Genomic DNA, 11694 nt, shown 5'->3' on the forward strand with positions numbered 1-11694 from the left:
CGAGGAGCAGGGCAGCCACCAGAACGGGGCCGACCTCCGTTCGAATGGCAAAGCGGGGCACCTCTGGTTGGCACGCGGAACCAACGTCGCGCGTTCCTCGAACACGACCAGCGGTTCGGGCGCGGGGGGCCGTGGCGATACCCTTGAGTTCCAGGGTTCGACACGGCCCCCCGCGCACGAACCGCGGCGCCTCGAGACGCGCGGGCCTTGCTCTCGCAACCCGAAGAGCCCGCGTTCCGCGAGGCGCCGCGGCCGCGCGTCGTGGCCGCGGCGGGGGCGTGTACCATGGGCGAAGGCGACGCCGTCCGCGGGCGTCGGCACGGAACGCGCCGCGGCGATGCGCGGCGAAGGGGGACGCGGCATGGTGCGGGTGGAACGGCGCGAGATCGTGATCGTCGGCGCCGGACCGGCGGGATCGGCCTTGGCGTTCTTTCTGGCGCGGGCCGGGCGGGACGCGCTCCTCGTGGACCGCGCCGAATTTCCGCGCGACAAGACCTGCGGCGACGCGCTGTCGCCGCGCGCCCTCGACGTGCTGCGCACCATGGGACTCGCGGCGGAACTGGCGCCGCTCGGCGCCGTCTCGCGGCGCGTCCGCTTCGTCGCCCCCGGCGGGGCCGCGGCCGAGACCGCGATTCCCGGACGCGACGGCGAGGACGGCCGCGTCCTCGGCCTGCCGCGCCGCGAGCTCGACGAGCGGCTGCGGCGCCGCGCCGTCGAGGCCGGCGCCTCGTTCCGCGGCGGATGCCGCGTCGAGGCGCCGCTCGTCGAGGGCGGACGGGTCGTCGGCTTCGCCGCGCGCGACGCCGAAGGGCCGCTCGAACTGCGCTGCGCGGCGGCGGCGCTCGCCGTCGGGGCGACGCTGCCGCTCGTCGACCGCTGCGGCCTCGCCGCCGGACGGCGCGCGCTCGGCGCCGCGGCGCGGCTCTACGCCCGCGGCGACGTGGCCGAGGAGGGCACGATCGAGTTCTTCTTCGACGGCGCGCCGCTGCCCGGCTACGGCTGGATCTTCCCCGTCGGCCCGGGACTCGCCAACGTCGGCGCCGGCCGCGGCCCCGCGCGCCGCGCGGAAGTCGGCGTCTCCGCGCGGCGGGTCTTCGACAGCTTCGTCGCTTCCTCCTCGATCGCGCCGCGCCTCGCCGGGGCGCGGCTCGACGGTCCGCCGCGCGCCTTCCCGCTCCGCTTCGACTTCCTCGACTCGCCGCTGGCGCGTCCCGGGCTGGTCCTCGTCGGCGAGGCCGCGGGGCTCGTCAATCCGCTCTCGGGCGAGGGGATCGACTTCGCGCTCGAGTCCGGGATGCTCGCCGCGGAGAACCTCGCCGCGGCGCTCGCCGCCGGCGTTTCGCCCGAGGAGACGGCGCGGCGCCACGCCGCCGCTCTGCGCCGCCATTGCGCGCGCTGGTTCCGCGGCATCCTCTGGGTTCGCGATCTCTACCTGCGCCGCGCGACGCTCGACCGCCTCGTCGGCGCCGCGCGGCGTCGTCCCGAACTGGCGCGGCTGCTGGCGCAGATCGCGCTCGGCGCGGCGCCGCCGCGCGCCGCCTTCGCCCCGACGACGATCCTCAAACTCGTCGCCGGCTGAGCTCAGCGCGCCTGACGGCGCAGGAAGTCGGCGATCCGCGCCACGCCTTCCTCGATCGTCTTGCTGTGGCAGGCGTAGCTCAGGCGGATGTGCTGCCCCTCGTTGCACTGCGGCGGCCCGAAGTGGTGATCGGCCAGCACGGCGATGTTCCCTTGATGGAGCAGCCGCCGCCGCAGCTCCTCCGAGTCGTGGGCCCCGATCATCCGGCAGGCTTCGTCCACGTTGACCCAGGCGTAGAACGCGCCCCCCGGCTTCGGGCAACGGAACCCCGGCACTTCGTTGAGCAGCCGGACGATGAGGTCGCGCCGCTCCGCGAACTTCGCCTTCATCCGCTCCGCCTCGTCCTGCGGCCCGTTGATCGCCGCGAGCGCCGCGATCTGGCTCACGTGCGGCGCGCAGGACTCGGTGTTCGTCACCCAGCGCGCGAGGATCGGCGCCAACGCGCGGTTGCTGGCCCACCCGACGCGCCAGCCGGTCATCGACCAGGTCTTGCTGCAGCCGTCGGCGAGGATCGTCCGCCGCTGCATCTCCGGCTGGGAGACGATCGAGGAGAACGCGCCGTCGTAGACGAGGCGGGAGTAGATCTCGTCGGCGTAGACCCAGATGTGCTCGTGCTTGCGGAGGATCGCGCAGACGGCGCGCAGCGTCTCTTCGTCGAGCGTCGCCCCGGTCGGGTTGTGCGGCGTGTTGAGGATCAGCAGCCGCGTGTTGGAGGTGATCCGCCGCTCGAGGTCGTCGGGATCGAGGCGGTAGCCGTTGGCCTCGCGCAGGCAGAGCGGCGCCGGCACGGCGCCCTGCGCGCGGATCTGCGATTCGTAGATCGGGAAACCCGGCACGGGATAGACGACCTCGTGCCCCTTGCCGTAGTCGGTGGTGGTCGCGACCGCGTAGGCGATGAACGGCTTCGCCCCCGCGCCGACGACGACGTCCTCGGGCCGGATCTCGACGCCCCGGCCGCGGCTCATGTACTTGGCGATCGCCTCGCGCAGTTCCGGCAGCCCCGGCGACGGCGTGTAGCCGTGCCTTCCCTCGCGGATCGCCCCGATCGCCGCCTCGCAGACGTGGTCGGGGGTGCGGAAGTCGGGCTGCCCGATGCAGAACGAGATCACCGGCCGTCCGAGGCGCAGCAGTTCGTTGACTTCGGAGAGGACGACGAACGCGTTTTCGGTTCCCAACTGGTCGGCGCGGTGACTGATTTCCGCCATGGCTCACCTCTCGGGGAGGCGCGCCGTCCGCGCGGACAGGACCGCGCCGGCGAGCCCCCAGCTATGCGTACGGCGTTCGCGCCGCCGGCGCCACGGCCAACGGTCCGCGATCAACGCCAGTCCCCCACGGCGACGAACCCCGCCCAAAGCAGCGGGTCGTCCGCGCGCCGTTCGGCCCGCGCGGCGGCCAGAAGCTCCAGATGGGCCGCGCGCAGCGCCTCGTCCGTGTCGAGCCGCGCGACGAATCGCCCGCGGTAGAACGCCTGCATGAAGCGGCGCGTCCAGTCGTCGCGCACCGGCCAGAGGCTCGTCACCACGGTGCGCGCCCCGGCCAGCAGGAAGGCCCGCCGCAGGCCGAAGACCCCTTCGCCGCCGCGCAGTTCGCCGAGGCCGGTGTCGCAGGCCGAGAGGACGGCCAGCTCCGCCGACGAGAGGTCGAGCGCCGCGATCTCCTCGGCCGTCAGCAGGCCGTCGTCGGCGTTCGCCGCGCCGCGGTGGTTGGCGCCGGCGAGGACCAGGCCGGCCAGCGCCGCCGGGCTCTCGCCGCGGACCCGCGGCGGCCGGTCCTCGGGCAGCCGCGCGATCCCGCCGAGGCCGCGCGTCCCGGGGGCGGCGGGGGCGCACTCGTCGCCGAGGTAGAAGGCGTGGGTCGCGAGGTGGAGCGCGCGCCGCCCCGTCGCCTCGCGCACGAACGCCTCCTTGGTCGCCGCGCCGCCGGTCAGGACGAGCGGCGCCTCCGCGCGGTCCGGCCAGAGCGCCCCGACCTCCCGCGCCTCCTCCGCCGCGTGGGGGAGCGGCGCGAAGCCGAGCCGCAGGAACGCGCCGCACGCACGCCCCGCCGGCTCGGACGCGGACGCCGCCGCCGCGTCGCCGACGGGCGCCGCGGCCCTGGACGCGTCGTAGTCGGGGCCGCCGACGGCGAGCAGCCCCGTCCCCCGCGCGGCGCCCGGGCGGTGGACGAGATCCCTTTCCGTGGAGAGGAGATGGAGCAGCGGACCGTCCTCGACCAGATAGCGGCCGCCCGACGTCGGCAGCGCCGCGAAGTCGACGAAGTTGAGCGGCCCGTCCGGGACGAGGAAGACGCGGCGCGCGCCGCGGAGTTCCTTGGCGGGACGATCCCAAACCGCCGCCCGCAGCGAGGCCCCGGCGCGGCGCGCCGCCGCGCCGTCGCCGCCGGACGCCGCGGCGAATACGGCCGCCCGCCATTGTCCGACGAGCCGGTCGAGCTTCGGGGCGTCGCCGAGCGGGACGATCCGCGGCGCGGCGTCCCCGCCGCGCAGCACGAACGCCGCGTACCGCGCCTCGTCTCCCCCGCGGGCCGCCGGCGCCGCGTGCCGCACGAAGCCGACGAGGGCGTCGTCCGGGCCGAGCGCCCGCGTCACTTCGGCCAGCCCGACGCGGCGGTCGGCGAGCATCCTGGCGTGCCGCGCGCTCCGCTCGGCGAGGTCAAGGTCGGCGGCCTCGACGTCGCGCCGCGCGGCGTCGATCCGCGCCCGGTACGACGCCGGATTCCCGTCCGCGCCGGCCCCGGCGAGCAGCGCGGCGAGCCGGCCGCTAACCTCGCGCAGCCGGCGCGCGGCCGCGACGGCCTCCGCCCCTTCGCCGCGGGCCGCGACCCGCCGCCGGGCCGTCTCGTCGAAGACGACGCTGCGGGAGCGGACGACCTCGTCGAACGCCGTCGTCGCGGCGACCGGCGAGCCGAGCCGCGCGGCGTAGGCCACGACGTCCCCCTGCACCGTCCAGCCGCGGGCCGCCGCGGCGAGCGCCTGCCGCTCCGGCAGCCCGGCGAGCGCGACGGCGAGATCCCGGCGCTCCGCCGCCGCGGAGCCCGCGGCGAGGGCGAAGGCGCGGTCCAGCTCGCCGCGCGCGGCGAGGGCGCGCGCCAGCAGTTGCCGCGGACGCACGGTCGAGGGATGGTCGGCGCCGAACGCGCCCTCGAGCAGCCGGACCGCCCGTTCCAGCGGCGCGATCGCCGCGGCCGCGTCGCCGAGATCGAGGTACGCCGCCCCGGCGCGTTCCAGGCCGCGCGCCGAGCGCACCGAAGAGGCCGGCATCTCGGCCGCGACCGCCTCGGCGAGCCGCGCGCGCGCCGCCTCGGGCTTCCCTTCCGCGATGTCGATCTGCGCGATCCGCGCGATCATCTCGGCCCGCTTGAGCGCGAACGACGCGCCGGCCGCGCCGAAGATCGAAGCTGTCCGCTCGAACGTCGCCCGCGCGTCCGCCAGCCGTCCGGCGGCGAACTGCCGGTCGCCGAGGGCGCGGAAGGCGATCGCCGCGTCGAGGCCGCGCGGGCCGTAGGCCGCGACCACCCCCGCCGCGCCGGCCTCGAGCAGTTGGATCGCCCGCGCGTCGTCCGGTTCGGCCGCCGCTTCCTGCCGCAGGTCGTAGCCGACGTCGGCCGAGCCGGCGCCGCGCCAAAGTTCGTCCACGCGGCGCGCGCGTTGCGCTTCGCGCCGCGCTCCCGCCGCGTCGTCGAGCGCGTCGAGCAGCGAGGCGAAGTTGCGCGCCGGCTCGGCGATCCACGGATCGTCGGGGCCGAGCGCCGCCGCGAGCGCGCCGAGCGCCCGCTCGAACTTCGGGCGGGCCTCGGTCAGGGCGCCGTTGTAGCGATAGGCGTCGGCGACGTAGGCGAGGATCTGCGCCGCGCGCGGGTCGCTTGCCGCGCCGCGCCGCTCGAAGCCCGCGTACGCCCGTTCCAGGAGCTTCACGTTGCGGTCGGCGTCGGCCGCGTCGTCGAGGATCGCGTGCAGTTCCTGCGGCAGCGGCTCCTCGCCGGGGAGCGTTCCGGCGATCTGCTCGAACGGGCAGAGGCCGAGCACGAGGAGCGCTTCGGAGACGGCCGGATGGTCCGGCCCAAGTTCGCGCGCGGCGAGGGCGAGCGCGCCGCGCGCGACGCGCCAGCCGCCGCGGTCCCATTGATCGTCGAGGCGCGCCGCGAGGCGGAGCCGCGCCTCGACGCGGCAGGCCGCGTCGGCGTGGCCGCGGCCGGACGCCTCGACCGCCGACCAATACGCGGTCTCCGCCGCGTCGTCGGGAGCGGGGAACGCGCCGGACCTGATCGAGAGTCGAAACGCGCCGGCGCAGATTTGGAAGCGCGCGGAACGAACGACGATGCGGTAACGGGAGCGGGCCGCGGCGGCGAACGCGGCGCGGGCGTCGTCCCCCGCGCCGCCCCCGTCGGCCGCGACGACCCGCGCGCGGGAATCCCCTTCCCGCTCGACGCGCAGCAGCGGATCGAATTCGGTCGAGCGCACTTCGACCGCGACCGGCCCGTCCGTCGCCGCCTCGAACACGAAGGAGATTTCCCCGGCGCGGTCGCCGACGAGCGGCAGACGGGACTCCAGCGTCTCCCCCGCCGCGACCGGGCGCGGCGAATCGGCCGACGCGGCGAGGCTCGCGGCGACGCCGCAAGCGAGAGCAGCCAGCAGCCGCAAGAAGCCGTTCTCCCGAGCGTCGCGTCCCCCGCGCGACGCATCATGAAAACACACAATCGGCCGGCGGGGAAACGCGCGCGCCGCGACTCGTCTCGTCCGAGAAGCGCCTCGGCCGAAGAGTCCGTCGCTCGGCTCGTCGCTCGCTCGAGACTGTCCTCGCCCCGCCGATCCGACGTGCACCGGTCCCGACGCCGCGGGGGCCTCGCGCCTACTCGACGCGCGCCGGCCGCTCGTCCGCGTCCCGCGGCGACGGCCCGCGTCGGCGGCCGAAGCGCAGCGCGGCGAGCGCGGCCAGCGCGAGCAGGCCGACCGCGAGGCCGGCGCGCAGCGGCGCGGGAGACCACTCGACGACGACCTCGTGCCGTCCCTCCTCGACCGGCACGCCGAGCAGCTGCGCCTCGACGAGATAGGCCGACGAGGGACGTCCGTCCACGAAGACGCGGTAGGCGTCGTTGTAGGCCCGCGACCAGACGAGCACGCCGCGCCGCACCGCTTCGACCCGCGCGGCGAGGCGGTTCGCGTCGAGCGACTCGACGGCGACCGACGCCGCGGCCGCCTGCGGTTCCGCGACGCGCGGCGCCCCGGCCAGAACGACGTCGGTGTGCGGGTCGTAGTCGGGCCGCCGGTGGATCTCCAGCGTCGTGTCGAACCCCGGCGCGCCCCAGACCCGCGTCGCGAACCGCACCTCGGGCGCGGCGCCGGGCAAGACGTAGAGCGTCGAGTCGCCGTCGGGCGGCAACCTGCGCAGCGGCCGGAACGGCGGCCCGAGACGATCGTGCGCGACGACGCGCGTCGCCCCCGCGATCCGCAGTTCCTTGACCACGTCGGACCAGCGGAGCTTGCCGACCAGTTCCCGCATCAACGTCGAGGCGTAGGAGTAGCTGCCGTCGATGTCGTTGTTGAAGACGTAACGGACGCCGTCCCCCGCGCCGACCGTCGGCCAATACTCCTGCGCGCCCCGCCGATAGACGTCGCGCACGGTTTCCTGATCGTCGGACCGCGCGGAAGACGACGTCGGATGGGCGCTCGGCGGCACTGCGGCGCCGTAGACCCGTCCGCCGTCCTCGGGAACGGCGACGCGGTCGGCGGGGACGTCGAGCGCCGTCAGGAAGAGCGGCACGTGCGCCGCGAGCCCCAAGGCGAGCACGCCGAGCGCGAGCGGCCGGGCGCCGCGCGGGCGATCCTCCTTGAGCGCCGACGCGGCCAGCGCGCCGACGGCGGCGACGCCGCCGAACGTGACGCCGAGACGCCAACTGTCGATCGGCGCGACCAGCAACCCGCACGCGCCGACGAGCGCCGACGAGCCGGCGACGAGCGCCGCGCGCCGCCGCGAGGCGCGCGCGCCGGCGAGCCAGCGTTCCGCGGCCGCGGCGGTGAGCGGCACGACCGCGAGGGCGACGAGTCCCCACACCTTCATCGGGAAGCGGACGTTTCCGCCGAGCGAGAGGAGCGGCCGCAGCAGCGCGGCCCCGGGCAGGAACGCGCCCCACGACAGCACGACGGCGACGGGGATCGCGCGCCACCACCACGCCTCGCGCCCGCGGCGCGCGGCGCCGCTCAGTCCCCAGAGCGCGAGCGGCAGCAGGCCGAGATGAAGCGACCAGTAGAGCGGCTCGCGTCCGCCGAAGTAGTCGTGCCCGGCGAAGCCGCGCCCGTCCCGAAGGTCGGGGCGCCCGAACGGGAACGGCGTCGCCAGATCGAGCAGTTGGACCGGCGGACTGGACCAGCCGGCCACCGACTCGCCCGTGTCGCGGACCGTCGTGCGCCACGCGCTGCGCGTCGTCTGCCAGGCGAGCGCAAGCTGCGGCGCCGCGAGCGCCGCGCCGAGCGCGAGCGCCGACGCCGCCGCGGGCAGCCCGCGAAGAAGTCCCCGCGCCGACGCCGCCGCGGGCAGGCCGCGGAGCGGTCCGCGCGCCGAAGCCCGATCGCTCGTCGCCGCCGCGCGGCCGCGCCCTTCGGCGAGCCACTCGACGCCGAGCGCCGCCGCCGCGACGAGCGCGGTCACCGGCTCGCCGCAGACGATTTCGAGCGCCCAAAAGACGGCGAGCTCCGCCGCCGCGCGCCGCGCGCCCGCGGCGTCGCCGCCGAGCGACCGCTTCCGCAGCTTGACGCCGGCCGCGGCGACCCAGGGCGCGATCGCCAGCGCCGTCGCCGAGTTGAACATCAGCCACGCCGAGAGGAAGACGCCGCAGGAGACGAACGCGCAGGCCGCGACCGTCGCCGCGTCGCGCGTGCGCCCCGCGGCGCGCGCCCAGCGCCGCGCGCCCCAGAAGCCGAGCAGGATCGCCAAGGCGAAGTGCGCGCCGAACGCGGCGTCGCGCGGCAGGACGAAGAGCAGCAGCGTGTCGGGGAAGAAGAGGCCGTAGTTCGGGTTCCCGGCGAGCGGCTGCCCGCATCCCCCGCCCTCGAAGACGAACGGGAAATGGAAGGAGCGCAGCAGGTTCGCCGCCGCGGCGCGCGCCGGCTGGTGGAGCACCGTCGCGTCGCGGTAGGTGACGACGACGAGCCCCGCGAAGAGGGGCAGGACCAGCGCGACGAGCAGGACGGCGATCAGCGTCGTCGCCGACCACCGCCGCGGGTTCGCGATCATCGACGATCCTCCGCGCGGCGGACCACGCCGAAGGCGCGGCTTCTCGGTGCGACGTTCAACGCCCTTCCTCCGCGTCCCGCCGTCCGCTCCGCAGCAGGAGCAGCGCCGCCGCCAGGCCGAGCGCCGCCGCGGCGAGGCCGCAGTCGAGCGGGACGCGCGACCAGACGATCCGCACCTCGTGCCGTCCCGCGGGAACGCGCACGCCGATCAAGTGGCCTTCCGCCGGAACGACGACCGCCGCCGCGCCGTCCACCTCCGCGCGGTACGCGGGCTGGAACGCCCGCGACCAGACGACGACCGCCGGCGCGGACGCCTCGACCTCCGCCTCGAGCGAGCCGTTGCGCTCCCGCGCGGCGACGATCCGCGCCGGCGCCGCCGTCCCGTCCACGCCCGCCGTCGTCGAAGGAAGCGCGACGTCGCTCCGCGGATCGAACGCCGGATCCTGATGCGCGGCGTAGACCGCCGCGAGGTCGGGCGCGCGCCAAACCCGCGTCGCCGCCCGCACGCGCGGCAAGGCGCCGTCGAGCGCGAAGAGATGCGCCGTGCCGTCGGGACGAAGCGCGGCGAGCGGACGGTACGGCGGCGGCAGCTCGTTCTCGTCGGTCACCACGAACGAGACCCCGGCGAGCCGCAGCTCCGGCGCGCGCCGCGCCCAGTCCAGCGCCTCGACGCGCGTGCCGACGACGGCGGACAGCTTGGAGTGGCTCCCGTCCACGTCCGGATCGAAGGCGTAGGGAACGCCGCGCGCGCCGCCGACGTGCGGCCACAGCTCGGCGGCGCCGCGGCGCATGTAGACGCGCGTCGGTTCGTGGCCGAAGTCGTCCACGCCCGGCGGCGGATGAAGGTGCGTCCGCCGCACGACGAAGATCCGCCCGCCCCGCGCGTCGAACGGCGGAACGTCGAGCGGACGATCGACGACCGCGGCGAGGAGCGGATAGGCCGCGGCGAGCCCGGCGACGAGCAGCGTCGCGGCGACGACGCCCGCCGCGGGCCGCGCGCCGCGCCGCGCGGCGACGACGAAGAACGCCGCCGCGCCGAGCGCGACGATCGTCGCGACGAGCCGCCAGACGTCGAACGGCGCCGCGGCGAGCCCCGCGGCGGCCAGCGCGCCGACGCCGGCGGCGACGAGCGCCGTCCGCCGCGCCGACGGGCGTTCCCCGGCGCTCCAGCGCGCCGCCGCCGCGGCGACGAGCGGCACGACGGCGAGGGCGACGAGGTTCCAGCCCTTCGCCGGATAGCGCAGCCGCCCGCCGAGCGAGAGCGCCCAAAGCAGCGCCCGCGCCCCGGGCAGATGGCTGCCGAACGAGAAGAGCGCCCCCGCGGCGGCGAGCCACGCCCAGAGGCCGAAGTCGCGCCGGCGGAGGAAGAGCGCCGCCAGCGCGAGCGCGGCGAAGCCGAGGTGCAGCGAGAGGAAGTACGGCTCGCGCCCGTCGTTCGCCGCCTGCGCGGCGAAGCCGCGCGCGTCGCGGAGATCGACGCGGCCGAACGGGAACGGCGCGGCCTGCTCGAGCAAGGCCGACGGCGGCGACGACCAGTGAGCGACGTTCTCGAAGTCGTAGACGACGCCGCCGCGGGCGGAGAAGGCGTAGGCCTGCCACGACGTGGCGAGCTGCGGCGCGGCGAGCAGCCCGCCGATCGCGCCGCCGAGCGCGAAGAGCGCGGCCGCGCGGAGACGTAGGCGCGCCGTCCCGGCCGGCAGCAAAACGCGCAGCGCGGCGGCGCCGGCCGCGGCGAAGAAGACGACCGGCTCGCCGGCGCAGAAGAGGAGCGCGAAGCAGCAGGCCAGCTCGACCGCGGAGCGCCGCGCCGCCGCCGCGTCGCGCTCGGCGTTCCGGCGCAGCTTCGCCGCCGCGGCGAGCGCAGCCGGCGCCAGCGCCAGCGCCCATCCGGCGTTGTAGAAGCTCCACGCCGAAAGGAAGATCCCCGTGCCGACGAACGCCGCCGCGGCGCACTCCGCGGCGAAGCGGTCCGCCCCCTCGGCGCGCGCCCAGCGCCGCGCGCCCCAGTAGCCGAGAAGCAGCGCCAAGGCGAAATGGACGCCGTAGGCGACGGGAAGGGGCAGGACGAAGAGCAGCGGCGTGTCGGGCAGGAAGAAGCCCCAGTTCGGGTTCCCGGCGAGCGGCTGGCCGCACGCCGCCTCCTCGAGCACGAAGGGGAACTCCCCCGCGCGGAGCGCGCGCTGCACCGCCGCGCGCACGGGGAAATGCACCATGCCGGCGTCGCGGTAGGTGACGTTGAGCAGGCCGAACGCGAGCGGCGCGGCGAGGAGCAGAAGAAGCAGGCGCGGCGCTCCGGCCGCCCCGCCGCCGAGCGCGCGCCGCAGCCGGTCCGCCGCGCGTCGCGCCGGCGCGTCGTTCTTCGAGCCGTCGTGCATGGCGTCATCGTATCCCAACCGACGCGGCGCGCGGTGGACGCGTCGCCGCGCCGCCGTTACGCTTCCCTTCGGAAGCGCCGACCCGCGGCGTCGCGGGCCGCGCAAAGGAGACACTCGATGAAGCGTTTGATCGTGGTGGTGGCCGCCCTGGCGCTCGGCGTCGGCGCGGCGCTCGCGGCCGGTCCGACCTGTTCCAAGCACGACGGCGCGAAGCCGGAGCAGACCGCCGCCAAGGCCGAGGGCCATGGCTGCGCGATGAAGGCGATGAAGGGGATCGAGAAGTCGCTCGTCAAGATCGACGGCGGCGTGAAGATCACGTTCAAGAGCAAGGACGCCAAGCAGGTCAAGGCGCTTCAGGAGCACCTCGCGAAGGCGGCCAAGGAAGGCTGCTCTTGCGGCAAGTGCCCGATGGCCGGCAAGGACGTGACCCGCACGGTCGAGAACACGGCCGACGGCGCCGTCCTGACCGCCGTGTCGAAGAACCCGGAGACGGTCAAGGCGCTCCAGGCGAT

At 76.2% G+C, this 11694-nt stretch carries 6 protein-coding genes; 2 read left to right on the forward strand and 4 right to left on the reverse strand.

What is annotated here, in order from left to right; all coding sequences use genetic code 11:
• The first annotated feature begins 337 nt into the window (after nt 1-337).
• Nucleotides 338-1579, forward strand: coding sequence for a geranylgeranyl reductase family protein (locus LLG88_13785; protein MCE5247978.1), 1242 nt, complete (start codon nt 338-340; stop codon nt 1577-1579).
• A 2-nt stretch (nt 1580-1581) separates the two neighbouring features.
• Here the strand turns inward: LLG88_13785 and LLG88_13790 are convergent, their stop codons facing one another.
• The 4 genes from LLG88_13790 to LLG88_13805 all read right to left on the reverse strand — a co-directional run bounded on the left by LLG88_13790 (nt 1582) and on the right by LLG88_13805 (nt 11182).
• Nucleotides 1582-2784, reverse strand: a complete 1203-nt coding sequence (locus LLG88_13790) for a pyridoxal phosphate-dependent aminotransferase (GenBank protein ID MCE5247979.1) — start codon at nt 2782-2784, stop codon at nt 1582-1584.
• 110 nt (nt 2785-2894) lie between these two features.
• Nucleotides 2895-6218 (reverse strand): CHAT domain-containing protein, encoded by a 3324-nt coding sequence (locus tag LLG88_13795; GenBank protein MCE5247980.1) that lies wholly within the window; start codon nt 6216-6218, stop codon nt 2895-2897.
• Between the two features lie 208 nt (nt 6219-6426).
• Entirely contained in the window at nt 6427-8808 is a 2382-nt protein-coding gene (locus LLG88_13800) for a hypothetical protein (GenBank protein ID MCE5247981.1), read from the reverse strand.
• Nucleotides 8809-8863: 55 nt separating this feature from the next.
• A complete protein-coding gene (locus tag LLG88_13805; protein ID MCE5247982.1) occupies nt 8864-11182 on the reverse strand; it encodes a hypothetical protein in 2319 nt (772 codons plus the stop codon).
• A gap of 117 nt (nt 11183-11299) precedes the next feature.
• Between LLG88_13805 and LLG88_13810 the strand changes: the two genes are divergently transcribed.
• Nucleotides 11300-11694 (forward strand): hypothetical protein (locus tag LLG88_13810; protein ID MCE5247983.1); only part of this gene is annotated, 395 nt, incomplete at its 3' end.

The organism is bacterium (assembly GCA_021372775.1).
In the GTDB taxonomy this organism is placed as follows: Bacteria; Acidobacteriota; Polarisedimenticolia; order J045; family J045; genus JAJFTU01.

Bases quoted from the DNA above. Each gene is read 5' to 3' on its own strand.
- LLG88_13785 (MCE5247978.1), top strand. From the start codon at position 338: ATGCGCGGCGAAGGGGGACGCGGCATGGTGCGGGTGGAACGGCGCGAG.
- LLG88_13790 (MCE5247979.1), bottom strand. From the start codon at position 2,784: ATGGCGGAAATCAGTCACCGCGCCGACCAGTTGGGAACCGAAAACGCG.
- LLG88_13800 (MCE5247981.1), bottom strand. From the start codon at position 8,808: ATGATCGCGAACCCGCGGCGGTGGTCGGCGACGACGCTGATCGCCGTC.
- LLG88_13805 (MCE5247982.1), bottom strand. From the start codon at position 11,182: ATGCACGACGGCTCGAAGAACGACGCGCCGGCGCGACGCGCGGCGGAC.